Origin of the sequence: Paenibacillus xylanexedens (assembly GCF_007680605.1) — a bacterium.
GTDB lineage: Bacteria > Bacillota > Bacilli > Paenibacillales > Paenibacillaceae > Paenibacillus > Paenibacillus xylanexedens_B.
In genome coordinates, this window is the sequence record NZ_VEIO01000014.1 from 35302 (window position 1) to 50519 (window position 15218).

A 15218-nucleotide genomic window follows, 5' to 3' on the forward strand; every position below is an offset into this window, starting at 1 on the left:
TTAACCAATTCCTGTATTCTAGGTTACGCATGCCCCGGCTGTAGCCGGAGCATGACGTGAGCCTGATGAAAAACGCCGGTCATCATGCGCCCGGAGCGATTATTCCGCTCCGACCTCTGTACCCTCAAGGTTGAGGCTGAGCTTATCGCTCGCAGCGTCATCTTCATCGTCCATTTCTTTCATTTCAATCTCTTGCTCATCTTCACTTAAAATCTTAACGTCCATACCCAAGCTTTGCAGCTCTTTGATCAATACTTTGAACGACTCAGGAACACCCGGTTCCGGAACATTCTCGCCTTTGACAATGGACTCGTACGTTTTCACCCGACCAACAACGTCATCGGATTTAACTGTCAGGATTTCTTGCAGAGTATAAGCGGCACCATAAGCCTCAAGCGCCCAAACTTCCATCTCCCCGAAACGCTGTCCACCAAATTGGGCTTTACCACCCAGCGGCTGTTGCGTAACAAGCGAGTAAGGACCTGTGGAACGGGCATGGATTTTATCGTCAACCATGTGTGCCAGTTTGATCATGTGCATGACACCAACGGTAACTTCACGTTCAAACTCTTCACCCGTACGGCCATCATACAGCACGGTTTTACCGTTACGCTGCATACCTGCTTCTTCCATCGTATCGAAGACATCATACTCCTTCGCTCCGTCGAATACAGGTGTTGCTACGTGGATACCGAGCTGCATTGCTGCCATACCCAAGTGAACTTCAAGTACTTGACCGATGTTCATACGCGAAGGTACGCCCAGCGGGTTAAGAACGATCTGAACCGGTGTACCGTCTGGCAGGAAAGGCATATCCTCTTCCGGCAAGATGCGGGCCACGACCCCTTTGTTACCGTGACGTCCGGCCATTTTATCACCCTCGGAAATTTTCCGTTTTTGGGCAATATAAACACGAACGAGCTGGTTGACACCTGGTGGCAGTTCATCTCCGTTTTCACGGGTAAATACTTTCACGTCAACGACGATACCATCGGTACCGTGAGGTACACGCAGAGATGTATCACGTACTTCACGTGCTTTTTCACCAAAGATTGCGTGCAAGAGGCGTTCTTCTGCAGTCAGTTCCGTTACCCCTTTTGGTGTAACTTTACCAACGAGAATGTCGCCAGCAGCAATTTCGGCACCGATGCGGATAATACCACGCTCATCCAGATTACGCAGCGCTTCTTCCCCAACGTTAGGGATATCACGTGTGATCTCTTCAGGTCCGAGCTTCGTATCACGAGCTTCCGACTCATATTCCTCGATATGGATGGATGTGTATACATCTTCCTTAACGAGTTTTTCGCTGAGCAGGATCGCATCCTCGTAGTTGTAACCTTCCCATGTCATGAAGGCAACAACTACGTTGCGTCCAAGAGCAAGTTCACCCATTTCCGTCGAAGGACCGTCGGCAAGGATGTCGCCAGCTTTAACAGCAGCGCCTCTTTTTACGATCGGACGTTGGTTGATGCATGTTCCTTGGTTCGAACGCATAAATTTGTGTAATTTATATTTAACGATATCGCCTTTGACTTCCTGACCATCAACCTCTTCTACACGACGAAGCCAGATCTCGTTCGCAGAGGAACGTTCAATAATTCCGTCGTAATCGGCAACAATACATACACCGGAGTCTTTCGCAGCTTTGTGTTCCATACCCGTTCCTACAAGCGGAGCTTTAGGAATCAAGAGCGGAACCGCCTGCCGTTGCATGTTTGATCCCATGAGGGCACGGTTGGAGTCATCGTTCTCAAGGAACGGAATGAGCGCTGTAGCGACGGATACAACCTGCTTAGGAGATACGTCCATGTAGTCCACTCGTTCACTCGGCATCGTAAGGATGTTATCCGACTGTTTGTTGTAACGTACAATGATCGCATCTTCTGCAAAAGTGCTATCTTCGTTCAGCTTCGCATTCGCCTGAGCGATAACATAGTTGTCCTCTTCGTCTGCTGTCAGGTAATCAATTTGCTCGGTGACAACGCCAGTCTTCGGATCAACCCAACGATATGGAGCTTCAATGAAGCCATATTCGTTCACACGCGCAAACGTCGACAAGGAGTTGATCAAACCGATGTTTGGTCCCTCTGGTGTCTCGATCGGGCACATCCGGCCATAGTGGGATGGATGGACGTCACGGACTTCCATGCCGGCACGCTCACGAGTCAAACCGCCCGGTCCGAGTGCGGACAGACGACGTTTATGCGTCAACTCACCCAGCGGGTTCGTTTGATCCATAAACTGTGACAATTGGGAGCTACCGAAGAACTCTTTAATCGATGCAATGACCGGACGGATGTTGATCAATGCCTGTGGTGTAATGACGTTCGCATCCTGGATGGACATTCTTTCACGAACCACACGTTCCATACGGGATAAACCGATGCGGAACTGGTTTTGCAAAAGTTCACCCACAGAACGCAGACGGCGGTTACCCAGGTGATCGATATCATCCGTGCTTCCAATGCCGTGCAATAAGTTCAGGAAATAACTGATGGAAGAGATGATATCGGCTGGCGTGATGTTTTTCACGGACTTGTCAATGTCGCCATTGGCAATCAGCTTAACCACTTTACCATCTTCGATTGGTGAAAACACATCAATCGTTTGCATCGGGATATCATTGGCATCCAAAACGCCGTTCCCCACGTGATATGTGCGGAATCCAACGCTTTTCTCCAGGTAAGGCATGATTTCGTCGAGCAAACGACGGTCAACCATCTGACCTGCTTCTGCAATAATTTCGCCTGTTTCAGCGTCGATTAAAGACTCAGCCAAACGCTGATTAAACAAACGGTTTTTAATGTGAAGTTTTTTGTTGATTTTGTAACGACCTACGTTTGCAAGGTCATAACGTTTTGGATCAAAGAAACGTGCAACGAGCAAGCTCTTCGCGTTATCCAGCGTAGGTGGCTCGCCCGGACGAAGGCGCTCATAGATCTCGATGAGTGCTTTCTCGGTGGAATCCGTGTTGTCTTTGTCCAGTGTATTACGGATATATTCGTCATTACCAAGCAAATCCAGAATCTCGGCGTCTGTGCCAAAACCAAGGGAACGCAGGAGAACCGTAACCGGTATTTTACGCGTACGGTCGATCCGGACGTAAACAACATCCTTCGCGTCCATCTCCAGCTCCAGCCAAGCGCCGCGGTTAGGAATTACTGTAGCGGTATACGTTTTTTTCGCGTTCTTATCTACTTTGGTACTGAAGTAAACGCTAGGAGAGCGAACCAACTGGCTGACAATAACCCGTTCAGCACCATTAATAATAAATGTGCCGGTGCTGGTCATCAGCGGGAAATCTCCCATGAATACTTCCTGCTCTTTGACTTCTCCGGTTTCCTTATTAATGAGCCGGACTTTCACCCGAAGTGGTGCTGCATAAGTAACGTCACGCTCTTTCGCGTCGTCTACTGTATACTTCGGTTCTCCGAGACTGTAATCGATAAATTCCAAAATCAAATTACCTGTAAAATCCTGGATCGGCGAGATATCCTGGAACATTTCGCGCAACCCTTCCTCCAAAAACCAATCATACGATTTCTGTTGGATTTCAATCAGGTTCGGAACTTCGAGTATCTCGTTAATTCGTGCATAACTGCGCCGAGTGCGTCGACCATATTGAACAAGATGTCCTGCCAACTTAAACTCACCCCTCAATGTCTACTCACTTTAAAAATTTCGTTGCGAACCTCTGTTTGTAACCTTATAATGGTACACATACAGAGCAAAGCAATGCACCCGCAAATAAAGAAAAGCCCTTATTCGAAATGTCGTTCGATAAAAGAGCAACTTTGATCGGCGGATGTCTTTCCAAATCATTCTTATCCCCAGTTTGCCCAAAATGTACATATTATACGCCAAACATAGGCATAATAAGCCCGGTTCGGCGTAAAAAAGGTTGACATTTTTAGTTAGCTAAAGCCAAGTAGGGCATCTTAATACTGACATTTTACAACTATACCACGCCTTGAATTTCAAGTCAATAGTCCTATTGCAAAAAAAATGATCCCCTGCTTACTTTACAAATTCGAAAGTATCTCTCGCATTTCCTCTACTCTTCTTTCACCGCTTTGAATATTCGGTAGCCCTTATCCTTCGTCACTTCATCCACTCTTGTAAACAAGGATTCCAACTTCGCTTTCGCAGAAGGTGCTCCTTGTTTCTTTTGAATGACAATCCATAACACCCCGCCTACCTTCAAATGGTCATACGCCTGCTCAAAAATCGTGTGAACCGTTTCTTTGCCGGCTCGAATTGGAGGATTAGTCAAAATCACGTCGAAATCCCGCTTCTTTACTTCAGCCAGTAGATTACTCTGCATTATAGTAACATTAGCAATACCATTACCTTTGGCATTTTCTTTGGAAAGCTCAACCGCTCTTTCGTTGATATCGATCATGGTGACATGCCCATCCGGTACAAGTTTTGCTGCTGTAAGCCCGATTGGCCCGTAACCACATCCCACATCGAGAACATGAGCGCCTGACGGCAGTTCCATCGCATCAATCAATACTCTGCTGCCATAATCGATTCCATTTTTGGAAAAAACACCAGCATCCGTCACCAATCGCAGACTAATTCCGCGGAGTACCGCTTCCGCAGCCTTGCGATCATGTGCCACTTGTGGTTTGTCCGAATAATAATGATTGGACATGTCCTCACTCACTTTCCATAGTTACATTTACAGCAACAAACCCCTTGATATAAGTCAAGGGGTTTGTTGTTTTGTTCATTCAGCTTGGATAAGCTAAATTATTTAACTTCGATTGTAGCGCCAGCTTCTTCAAGCTTAGCTTTGATTGTTTCTGCTTCTTCTTTAGAAACTTTTTCTTTCAATGCTTTTGGAGCGTTGTCAACTACTTCTTTAGCTTCTTTCAAGCCAAGACCAGTGATTTCGCGAACCGCTTTGATAACGTTGATTTTGGAAGCGCCAGCGCTTGCCAAGATTACGTCGAACTCGGATTGCTCAGCTTCAGCTGAAGCTGCGCCGCCACCTACAGCAGCTACTGGAGCTGCAGCAGTTACGCCGAATTCTTCTTCGATTGCTTTAACAAGATCGTTCAGTTCCAGTACAGTCATGCCTTTGATTGCTTCCAAGATTTGCTCTTTACTCATGATTGAACCTCCATATATAATTTTATTTTTTGTTATTTCATTACTGCTAGGCAGTATTCAGATCAAGTAGCTTACGCGCCTTGTTCTTCTTTGTCTGCAACAGCTTTAACCGCAAGCGCGAAGTTGCGAACTGGCGCTTGAAGCACGCTGAGGAGCATAGAGAGGAGACCTTCGCGGGATGGCAGTTCTGCCAACGCTTTAACTTCTGCTTCTCCAATTACACGACCTTCTACGACAGCACCTTTCAATTTCAGTGCATCGTTCTTCTTAGCGAAGTCGTTCAGAATTTTGGCTGGAGCCACAGCATCTTCTCCGCTGAATGCAATCGCAGTAGGACCTGTCAGAACGCTATCGAGTTCTGTCAATTCTGCTGCAGCAGTTGCACGGCGAAGCAATGTGTTTTTCAGCACTTGGAATTCGATTCCGGCTTCACGAAGCTGCTTGCGCAGTTCAGTAGCTTGGGCAACGTTCAATCCGCGGTAGTCAACGACTACTGTTGTCACGCTTTCGCGCAATTTTGCTGTTACTGCATCAACGGACTCTTGTTTTGCTTGAATCACTTTTGCGTTTGCCAATCTGTACACCTCCTGATCAAATTTATCCCATTAAGAAAAGCCTCCGTAGAATCACGAAGGCTTGATATATACTCGCATCCGATTTGCATCGTTCAAGTTGTATAATCACACCTCGGTAGGAAATTAAGCCACATGGCACCTACTGTCTACGGCAAGCATATTCAAATGTCAACGGTCAGTCACTCGGACTCACAACTTTTATAGAATATCAGAACAGGGCGAACCTGTCAAGAATATTTTATCTAAAAGCTGCTGCGTTCACGCGTGCACCAGGGCCCATCGTAGAAGAAAGACTTACGTTCTTCAGATAAACACCTTTAGCTGCCGCCGGTTTAGCACGGTTCAGAGCATCCATGAGAGCTTTGAGGTTCTCATTCAATTGCTCGGAAGAGAAAGAAGCTTTACCGATCGGTGCATGAATTTGACCTGCACGATCCAGACGATATTCGATTTTACCGGCTTTGATTTCTTGAACAGCCTTAGTTACATCGAAAGTTACCGTTCCGGCTTTAGGGTTAGGCATCAGACCTTTACCGCCGAGCAGACGGCCCAATTTACCTACTTCACTCATCATATCCGGTGTCGCTACGCAGACGTCGAATTCGAACCAGCCTTGTTGGATTTTGTTGATCATGTCTGCATCACCAACATAGTCCGCGCCAGCCGCTTCCGCTTCTTTCGCTTTGTCACCTTTTGCAAATACCAATACGCGTTGTGTTTTACCTGTACCGTGTGGCAAGACAACAACACCACGTACTGCCTGGTCTTGCTTACGAGGGTCTACGCCCAAACGAACTGCTGCTTCGATCGTTTCATCGAATTTTGCAGTAGCTGCCTTTTTCACAAGCTCTACAGCTTCTGAAGGCTCGTAAGTTGCTTCGCTGTCGATCAGCTTAGCAGCTTCCAGGTATTTTTTACCGTGTTTAGCCATGTTATATTCCTCCTTTGTGGTTTTAGCGGATATACCTCCCACATTGACCGGCCGCGAATCGGCCGGCTTTACGAAGCCATGTTTCGTGTGAAAATTAGTCTTCGATGGTGATACCCATGCTGCGGGCAGTACCTTCAACCATACGCATTGCGGACTCAACGTCAGCAGCATTCAGGTCAGGCATTTTTGTTTCCGCGATTTGACGTACCGCGTCACGTTTAACGGTAGCAACTTTTTTCTTGTTCGGCTCGCCGGATCCTTTTTCAACTTTCGCTGCCACTTTCAACAGAACTGCTGCAGGTGGAGTTTTAGTGATGAATGTAAAGGAACGGTCCTCGAATACAGAGATCTCAACTGGAATGATCAATCCTGCTTGGTCAGCTGTACGAGCGTTGAATTCTTTACAGAATGCCATGATGTTGACACCTGCTTGACCCAATGCCGGACCTACTGGTGGTGCTGGATTTGCTTTACCTGCTGGAATCTGCAGTTTTACCATTTTGATTACCTTTTTTGCCATGATAGACACCTCCTTGCAAAATAGTGGTTAACGGGCCTCGCAGCCCTCCCACAAGAAACTTGAAGAAACTATATCTTCTCCACTTGGGTGTATTCCAACTCAAGCGGCGTTTCCCGTCCAAACATGTTAACGTGTACCTTAAGCTTGCTCTTGTCTACCAAGATCTCTTCCACGGAGCCCACAAAATTCGCAAAAGGACCGACTTTAATACGCACGGATTCCTTAATCTCGAATTCAATTTTAGGCTTAGGTTCAACCATACCCATGTGCTTCAGAATTTGTTCCACTTCTTCTGGCAACAAGGCTGTTGGTTTGGAACCGGAACCTGTCGAACCGACAAAGCCGGTAACACCTGGTGTATTGCGAACAACATACCAAGAATCATCCGTCTGAACCATTTCGACCAAGACATAACCGGGGTAAACCTTACGCATAACGGTCTTTTTCTTACCGTCTTTGTTCACCACTTCTTCTTCCATCGGAACAAGAACGCGGAAAATCTTGTCTTCCATGCCCATGGACTCTACGCGTTTTTCCAAATTGGCTTTGACCTTATTTTCATACCCTGAATAGGTATGAACGACGTACCATCTTTTTTCCATATCAAGCCACCTGGGACCCTTCTTAAATAATCGCTTCGATCACAGCGGAGATGCCGATATCTACGACCCAAAAAAACAGCGTCATAACCACAACAGTACCAAGTACGATTAACGTGTAGTTCGTCAGCTCTTTACGATTAGGCCAGCGAACCTTTTTAAGTTCAGCCCAGCTTTCAGAGAAAAAGGAAATCAGAGATTTGAAACTACGTTTCACGCCGACTACACCTCCAAAAAACTATCTGGTTTCGCGATGAGAAGTCTGCTCGTTACAAAACTTGCAAAATTTCTTCATCTCCATGCGGTCGGGGTGATTACGCTTGTTTTTTGTCGTAGTGTAATTTCTTTGTTTGCAGTTCGTACAAGCCAAAGTAATAATTACCCGCATGATGTACACCTCCCGAAGACTTCCACATTGAAGCAGAGTCTCTAAATTGATCCTGAAAAAAAAGCCGTAAAATAGGCCTACCTAAAACACTTTATCACAAGGGTATAAGCATGTCAACGAAAGAATAACCTTTCATCGTTGGGTATTAATTCCGCACGAAACGCAACGTATCTCTCATCTCTGATTTTTTCACTGCTCCAGTATGAACCGAGCGATTACTAGTATTTATCAAACCTTGACAATATAAACTACAGACAATAAAAAAAGACTCAAACACCGAGCCTTTTTCATCAACGACGACAACCTTTGTTCAATTATCTCGAACTTCCAGGTACTTTTCAAGTTTGCGCTTTACACGCTGCAATGCATTATCGATAGACTTTACATGACGATCCAAATCCACTGCAATCTCTTGATAAGATCTCCCGTCTAGGTACAACATCAGTACTTTACGTTCCAGGTCACTCAAAATCTCGGACATCTTATCTTCCAGGCCTACGAACTCCTCCTGGTTAATAATCAATTCTTCCGGATCACTGACCTGAGTTCCACAAATCACATCGAGTAGCGTACGATCAGACTCTTCATCATAAATGGGCTTGTCCAGAGATACATAAGAATTAAGCGGAATATGCTTCTGACGTGTGGCTGTCTTGATCGCCGTAATGATCTGTCTCGTAATGCACAGTTCGGCAAATGCCTTGAAAGAAGCTAGCTTGTCCCCTTTGAAATCACGAATGGATTTGTAAAGGCCAATCATTCCTTCTTGAATAATATCTTCCCGGTCAGCTCCGATCAAAAAATAAGATCTTGCCTTGGCGCGTACAAAGTTGCGATACTTGTTGATCAAAAACTCCAGCGCTTCGCTTTCGCCTTCACGGACCGCTTCGACAATGTCTTCGTCACTTTGGTAATCATACTTGGATAACATGATATCTTTGAGGTCGACACTCACAGACAATCCCTCCGGCTGCAACGCAAGGTACCCCGTTACTCTACTCTATGAAATATACGAACAGTATATATGATGGTACCTCCCACCGTCAACCACGGCATCCCTAAAAAAGAACAGCTATAACATAATTGTCAATAGTTTCAATATTGAAAAAATTGTAAGAAACCTGCTGTCAGCCTCGTCTCCAGCGTTCAAATTGCTTTAAAATATCCGGGCTTAATTTGCCCCCGATTGTATTCCGGGTTGATCTTGCCTGATCCTCTGCAAGCCGTTGTTGCAATTCCTTTTCATTTTGTTCCACTTCAATCAGCAGCTCTCTGGCAGATACGCGCAACGCTCCCTGTCCAAAGATAACATGTTGCTCTACCATATCGCTGGTAGCTACATAGATTTGGCGTCTTCGCATGCTTAGTTCCCGAACGAGTCTCTCGATACATTCGTCTGCCGTCTCTTTTTCCTTTGTAAAATGAACTTCCACTTTGCTCTGTGTAAAGGATTTACCGAGTCCTGGCACAAGGTAGGCGTCAAACACAACAATGACTCGGCGGCCGGAGAAAGCCTGATAGTCCGCAAGACGAAAGAGGAGCCTGTTCCGCGCTTCTTCCAATCCACTTTCGGCTAGTTTGGATAATTCAGGCCAGCCGCCAATCATGTTATACCCGTCTACAAGAAGCACATCACGGGAATCAGCCATATCATCTATTCCTGCTCTTGGCGAGCACGAAGCACCTCATACATAACAACACCAGCTGCCACAGAGGCATTCAGGGAATTAATCTGGCCTTGCATAGGCAATTTGACCAGCACATCGCATTTCTCACGAATAAGACGTCCCATACCTTTATTTTCATTCCCGATGACGAGTGCGACCGGCCCTGTAAATACTCCATTGCCAAATACACCTTCACGCGCGGTAACATCTGTACCTACAACCCATACGCCTTCTTCTTTCAAACGATCAATCGTCTGCGCCAGATTGCTTACACGAGCGACTGGAACATACTCAGCTGCACCTGCTGATGTCTTAGACACTGTTGCAGTTACAGCCGCTGAGCGCCGTTTGGGAACAATAACGCCGTGAGCTCCTGTGCAGTCCGCTGTACGCAAGATAGAACCCAGATTATGAGGGTCTTCAATCTCATCAAGCAAAATTAAAAACGGATGTTCATTTTTAGATTTGGCTGCTTCCAAAATATCTTCAACCTCTGCATAGGCATAGGGCGCTGCCTGCGCAACTACACCCTGATGTTGAATACCAGGAACCGTCTGGTCCAGCTTGCGCTTGTCCACATGCTGAATGACAATCCCCTGTTTTTTGGCTTCCGCAATAATCGGTTGCGTCAAATGTTTCTGTGCTGTATCAGCAATCCATATTTTATTAATGGTCCGGCCTGATCGCAACGCCTCCGTTACGGAGTGTTTACCGGCAATCCATTCTTCTTCCATCCTCATTCGTTCCTCTCTGTATTGCTTGTTATATATATTTCAACCCTGAAGCTATTTCGACGTTGATGCAGATGCTTGTTCCGCCAGCTCAATACCCAGCCCGATCAGTTGAATCATGCGATCGTGCTGACTACTGCTATACAGGTAACCAACAAGACATTCAAACGCCGTTGCATGTCTGTACTCCAGCACATCTGCATTCTTGGGAACACTGCCCGATTTGGCATTCCGCCCTTGCCGCACAACATCTTGCTCTTCTTCAGTCAGTTCAGCCTCAATACTTGTCAGTATCCGGCTTTGTGCTTTGGCAGATACCAGTTTGGTTGCACTGCGGTGCAGATGGTTAGGACGCATGTTCGCTTTGGATAACAGATACTGTCTCACGGCAACCTCATATACCGCATCACCGATGTAAGCCAGCGCGATTGGCGGGATCAATCGTGCAGGTCTTGAGGGTGGATATGGGAACCATCCCCCCTCAAGTCCATTAACCTGATTACTAGTTACTATTTGCTCGGCCTGTTCAGCCCGCTCGACAGAACCAGACAAAACATTCTCTTTTTCTCCACTCATTTGCGCCGCCATCTCATTCCCTGTGCGGTATCCTCCAGCAGAATCCCTTGAGCAGATAGTTCATCACGGATTTCATCTGCACGCGCCCAATTTTTAGACTTGCGCGCTTCCACGCGCTCTTGGATCAAGCGTTCAATGTCCTCATCGAGAAGCTCTGGTTCAACGTCTGTATAGATTCGAAGCACTGCATTAAGTTCTCCAAATAGTTCAAGCAGTGCATGAATCTCAGTAGCATTAACCACATCTTGTTGCAACAACTGGTTCGCTTCCGCTGCCCATTCGAACAACGCCGTGATTGCATCCGGTGTATTAAAATCATCCTGCATTTTTTCATGATATTGTTGTCGAATCTGGTCTAGCCTTGCTGAAAATTCCGGTGTAACCTCCTGATTAACAGACACAGCTCCTAGGCGATGTCTCAGGTTACCTACTGCATTGGCAATCCGATCCACGCTGTTTTGCGCCTGTTCCATCGTATCTTCTGTGAAGTTGAGTGGGTTACGATAGTGGGTGGACAACATAAAGTAACGAATCGCTTCACGTTTGTACTGATTACGCAGGTCTTTTACCAGAACACCGTTGCCGAGGGATTTCGACATTTTTTCGTTATCAATACGAATAAAACCGTTATGCATCCAGTAATTCGCCAAAGGCGCGCCTGTGATTGCCTCGGACTGTGCGCATTCGCATTCATGGTGAGGGAACTGTAAATCCTGTCCACCCCCGTGAATGTCCAGCGTGTCACCAAGGTATTCTCTTGCCATGGCGGAGCATTCGATATGCCATCCAGGACGACCATCCCCCCATGGGCTAGACCAGAAGATCTCGCCTGGTTTGGCTGCTTTCCAGAGCACAAAATCTTCCGGGTGTTCCTTCCGCTCGTCTACACCGATTCGAATACCGAATTGCAACTCCTGCAAGTTCTGTTTCGACAATTGACCGTATTTTTCGAACTTGCCTGTTCGATAATATACGTCACCGCCATTTTCATATGCGAAACCTTTTTCAACCAGTTCACGGATAAAATCGATAATCAGCGGCATATTCTCCGTTACCCGTGGATTGCTGCTCGCTTTAGGAATACCGAGTCCTTCCAGGTCCGCGTAATAAGCGGCAATAAACTTTTCAGCCACATGCGGTACGTCTGTGCCCAGCTGCTCTGCTTTGCGAATCAGTTTGTCATCGACATCGGTGAAGTTCACGACATAATTCACTTCATGTCCGATCTGCTCCAGATATCCACGAACCGTGTCGAAAAAGATCACCGGACGTGCATTGCCGATATGAATGTAGTCATAGACGGTTGGTCCGCACACATACATTTTTACTTTGCCAGGCTCTTGTGGAACAAACTCCTCTTTGGTGCGACTCATCGTATTATAAATCTGAAGCGTCATAATCACTTTTCCTTTCATTCTAAACTACTTTTACTTGATTCCATGGTTTATGTTTATCGATGGAGTTATGTGCATTTCTCAGATTCCCGTGTATTTTGCAAATTTCGCACTTCTTCCTGCAACCGTTCTATTTCGCGTTGCATGCTACGCAAAGAGTCAATAACTGGATCGGGCAATTGTTGATTAAGACGATCCACTCTTCGTCCATCCTGTTTGACGATTCTACCTGGAATGCCCACCACAGTGCTATTTGCAGGAACTTCTTTCAGCACAACGGAGTTTGCTCCGATGTTGCTCTGATCCCCCACACGAAATGATCCCAGTACCTTTGCGCCAGATGAGATAACCACATTATTACCAATCGTGGGGTGTCTCTTTCCTTTTTCTTTCCCTGTTCCCCCAAGAGTTACTCCTTGGTAGATCACGACATCGTCACCAATCTCACAGGTTTCTCCAATAACAACACCCATACCATGGTCAATGAACAAACGATCCCCAATTGTAGCTCCAGGGTGAATCTCTATCCCTGTCATAAACCGGCTAACCTGTGATACGAACCGGGCGAGCGAGTACCATCTTCGTTTGTATAGATTGTGAGCAAATCGATGGGCCCATATGGCATGTAGCCCTGAATACGTAAATACGACTTCAAACCAACTCCGGGCGGCCGGATCATTTTCAAAGACCGTCTGGATATCGGATCTGATCTTTTTGAACATGCTCGTTCCCCTCTTGTTCCGGTTCTCGTCCTCCGGGTTCGCCGGACGGCGTGTTCCTTGGTAGTATACTTGCGCACTCGCCTAAACAAAAAACGCCCCTGCAGCACGAAGCTGCAGAGGCGTTAATCGCGGTCCCACTCTGCTTGGCTCATTCCACCTCTTAAATAAAAGGAATGAGCCCTCTGGCGGCTCGGTAACGGGAACCAGTCGTCGCCATCTATCCTGACGTTTTCCTCTATTCAATGAATAGAAGCGGGGCCGGATTCGACGGTGCAGCTCACGGGTGCATTTCAGACTGCCGGACAGTGGATGACTCGCAGCCTCCACTTGCTTGAACAGATATAATCTCTGTTCTTGTGTGGGGCCATCCTCTCTGGATCTGTCCAAATCAGCTTACTTCTCCCGGTCTTTGCTGTTCTATATGAACGTATTATGACAATTCAACCTTGTGTTGCTATTATAGCGAAAAGCCTTCGCACTGACAACCAGCAGAATCCAACTACATAAGTTGAGGTAATGAATAGTTACACTCGTGCCAGCAAACGCTGGGTGACCGTGTCTCTGCCCAGTAGCACAATGGTCTGATTGAGATCACGTCCATGGGTCTGCCCCGTCAAAGCAACGCGGATTGGCATAAAGAGCTGTTTGCCCTTAAAGCCTGTTTCCTTCTGCACTTCCTTGATCAATGCAGCCATTTTGCTTGGCGTGAACTCATCACTAGCTTGTACTTTATCCGCAAATGCCTTCAGCACAGTTGGAACCTGTTCTTCAGCAAGTACCGCAGCGCCTTCGCTTTCCAGTTCAACTTCGGAACGGAAGAACACTTCGGACAGTTCTACGATATCGGATGCCGCATTCATCTGCTCCTGATAGAGATGTACGAGCGTATACGCCCACTCTTTTTGCTCCGCAGACAGGTCCGCAGGCAGACGTCCTGCTTTTTGCAGATGCGGAATAGCCATCTCGGCAATCCGTGCAGGGTCCGCATTTTTGATGTAATGGTTATTCAAGTGCGCCAGCTTATGTGTATCAAATACGGCCGGGCTCTTGGATAGACGTTTCGTATCAAAGATGGAGATCAACTGCTCTTGTGAAAAGATTTCTTCTTCTCCTTCTGGCGACCAGCCAAGCAGGGAGATGAAGTTAAACATCGCTTCTGGCAGATAGCCGAGCTGATCATATTGCTCAATAAACTGAATGACGGATTCATCGCGTTTACTCAGTTTTTTGTGGTTTTCATTCACGATCAGCGTCATATGACCGAATTGCGGCGGCTCCCAGCCAAGCGCTTCATAGATCATCAGCTGACGAGGTGTGTTGGAGATATGATCTTCCCCCCGCAACACGTGGGAGATCTTCATCAAGTGATCGTCCACGGCAACGGCATAGTTGTACGTGGGAATGCCATCTTTTTTCACAATGACAAAGTCGCCTGATTCCTTGCTGTTGAACGAAATTGTACCTTTAACCATATCGTTAAATGTGTATGTGCGATCTGCCGGTACACGGAAACGAATGCTCGCCACGCGGCCTTCAGCTTCAAATGCCTCGATCTGCTCTGGTGTCAGGTCACGGTGTTTGCCGGAGTAACGCGGGGTCTCTCCGCGAGCCGACTGCTCTTCGCGCTCCTGTTCGAGTTCTTCTTCCGTGCAGTAGCAGCGATAAGCCAGACCTTTGTCCAGCAGTTCCTGCGTGTATTTGCGGTACAGATCCAGACGCTCCGTCTGACGGTACGGCCCGTATTCTCCGCCTACATCGATACTCTCATCCCACTCGATCCCGAGCCATTTCAAGTATTTCAGCTGGCTTTCTTCTCCGCCCGCAATGTTGCGCTTCACGTCCGTATCTTCGATACGAATGATAAATTTTCCGTTATTGTGTTTGGCATACAAGTAGTTAAACAGCGCCGTACGGGCGTTCCCGATATGCAGGTGTCCCGTTGGGCTTGGCGCGTAGCGCACCCGAATTTCTGTGCTCATATGATTCCCTCCGTC

Annotated in this window: 17 protein-coding genes and 1 other annotated feature; all 17 genes read right to left on the bottom strand. The window is 46.9% G+C overall.

Annotated elements, in window-relative coordinates; genetic code table 11:
• Positions 1–99 precede the first annotated feature (99 nt).
• The 17 genes from rpoB to gltX all read right to left on the bottom strand — a co-directional run bounded on the left by rpoB (position 100) and on the right by gltX (position 15203).
• Positions 100–3645, bottom strand: coding sequence for a DNA-directed RNA polymerase subunit beta (gene rpoB, locus FS818_RS27420; protein ID WP_123067248.1), 3546 nt, complete (start codon positions 3643–3645; stop codon positions 100–102).
• Between the two features lie 412 nt (positions 3646–4057).
• On the bottom strand, positions 4058–4660 hold the full coding sequence (locus FS818_RS27425; protein WP_145336478.1) for a class I SAM-dependent methyltransferase: 603 nt from the start codon (positions 4658–4660) through the stop codon (positions 4058–4060).
• A gap of 98 nt (positions 4661–4758) precedes the next feature.
• Positions 4759–5121, bottom strand: a complete 363-nt coding sequence (gene rplL, locus FS818_RS27430; protein ID WP_145336480.1) for a 50S ribosomal protein L7/L12 — start codon at positions 5119–5121, stop codon at positions 4759–4761.
• A gap of 71 nt (positions 5122–5192) precedes the next feature.
• Positions 5193–5696, bottom strand: coding sequence for a 50S ribosomal protein L10 (gene rplJ, locus FS818_RS27435; protein ID WP_145336482.1), 504 nt, complete (start codon positions 5694–5696; stop codon positions 5193–5195).
• 23 nt (positions 5697–5719) lie between these two features.
• Positions 5720–5866 (bottom strand) — a sequence feature (ribosomal protein L10 leader region).
• 68 nt (positions 5867–5934) lie between these two features.
• Positions 5935–6627, bottom strand: coding sequence for a 50S ribosomal protein L1 (gene rplA / locus FS818_RS27440; protein ID WP_090924686.1), 693 nt, complete (start codon positions 6625–6627; stop codon positions 5935–5937).
• A gap of 94 nt (positions 6628–6721) precedes the next feature.
• Positions 6722–7147, bottom strand: a complete 426-nt coding sequence (gene rplK / locus FS818_RS27445; protein ID WP_017692062.1) for a 50S ribosomal protein L11 — start codon at positions 7145–7147, stop codon at positions 6722–6724.
• Between the two features lie 68 nt (positions 7148–7215).
• Positions 7216–7749 (bottom strand): transcription termination/antitermination protein NusG, encoded by a 534-nt coding sequence (gene nusG / locus FS818_RS27450; protein ID WP_145336484.1) that lies wholly within the window; start codon positions 7747–7749, stop codon positions 7216–7218.
• 22 nt (positions 7750–7771) lie between these two features.
• Positions 7772–7963 (bottom strand): preprotein translocase subunit SecE, encoded by a 192-nt coding sequence (gene secE, locus FS818_RS27455; protein ID WP_024633600.1) that lies wholly within the window; start codon positions 7961–7963, stop codon positions 7772–7774.
• Between the two features lie 21 nt (positions 7964–7984).
• Positions 7985–8134, bottom strand: coding sequence for a 50S ribosomal protein L33 (gene rpmG, locus FS818_RS27460; RefSeq protein WP_072735843.1), 150 nt, complete (start codon positions 8132–8134; stop codon positions 7985–7987).
• A gap of 310 nt (positions 8135–8444) precedes the next feature.
• Positions 8445–9089: an RNA polymerase sporulation sigma factor SigH gene (gene sigH, locus FS818_RS27465; RefSeq protein ID WP_024633601.1), complete on the bottom strand. Its 645-nt coding sequence runs from the start codon at positions 9087–9089 to the stop codon at positions 8445–8447.
• A gap of 172 nt (positions 9090–9261) precedes the next feature.
• Entirely contained in the window at positions 9262–9783 is a 522-nt protein-coding gene (locus tag FS818_RS27470) for an NYN domain-containing protein (RefSeq protein ID WP_145336486.1), read from the bottom strand.
• Between the two features lie 5 nt (positions 9784–9788).
• Positions 9789–10535 (bottom strand): 23S rRNA (guanosine(2251)-2'-O)-methyltransferase RlmB, encoded by a 747-nt coding sequence (gene rlmB, locus FS818_RS27475; protein ID WP_090924688.1) that lies wholly within the window; start codon positions 10533–10535, stop codon positions 9789–9791.
• Between the two features lie 51 nt (positions 10536–10586).
• Positions 10587–11108, bottom strand: coding sequence for a Mini-ribonuclease 3 (locus FS818_RS27480; RefSeq protein WP_260989984.1), 522 nt, complete (start codon positions 11106–11108; stop codon positions 10587–10589).
• Positions 11105–12505 carry a cysteine--tRNA ligase gene (gene cysS, locus FS818_RS27485; RefSeq protein WP_145336508.1) on the bottom strand — a complete coding sequence of 467 codons (1401 nt, stop codon included), beginning with the start codon at positions 12503–12505 and terminating at the stop codon, positions 11105–11107. Before cysS ends, FS818_RS27480 begins: the two co-directional genes overlap by 4 nt.
• Positions 12506–12570: 65 nt before the next feature.
• Positions 12571–13224 carry a serine O-acetyltransferase gene (gene cysE, locus FS818_RS27490; RefSeq protein ID WP_145336489.1) on the bottom strand — a complete coding sequence of 218 codons (654 nt, stop codon included), beginning with the start codon at positions 13222–13224 and terminating at the stop codon, positions 12571–12573.
• Between the two features lie 81 nt (positions 13225–13305).
• Positions 13306–13611 carry a hypothetical protein gene (locus tag FS818_RS27495; RefSeq protein WP_145336491.1) on the bottom strand — a complete coding sequence of 102 codons (306 nt, stop codon included), beginning with the start codon at positions 13609–13611 and terminating at the stop codon, positions 13306–13308.
• A gap of 137 nt (positions 13612–13748) precedes the next feature.
• Positions 13749–15203, bottom strand: a complete 1455-nt coding sequence (gene gltX / locus FS818_RS27500) for a glutamate--tRNA ligase (protein WP_145336494.1) — start codon at positions 15201–15203, stop codon at positions 13749–13751.
• Positions 15204–15218 lie beyond the last annotated feature (15 nt).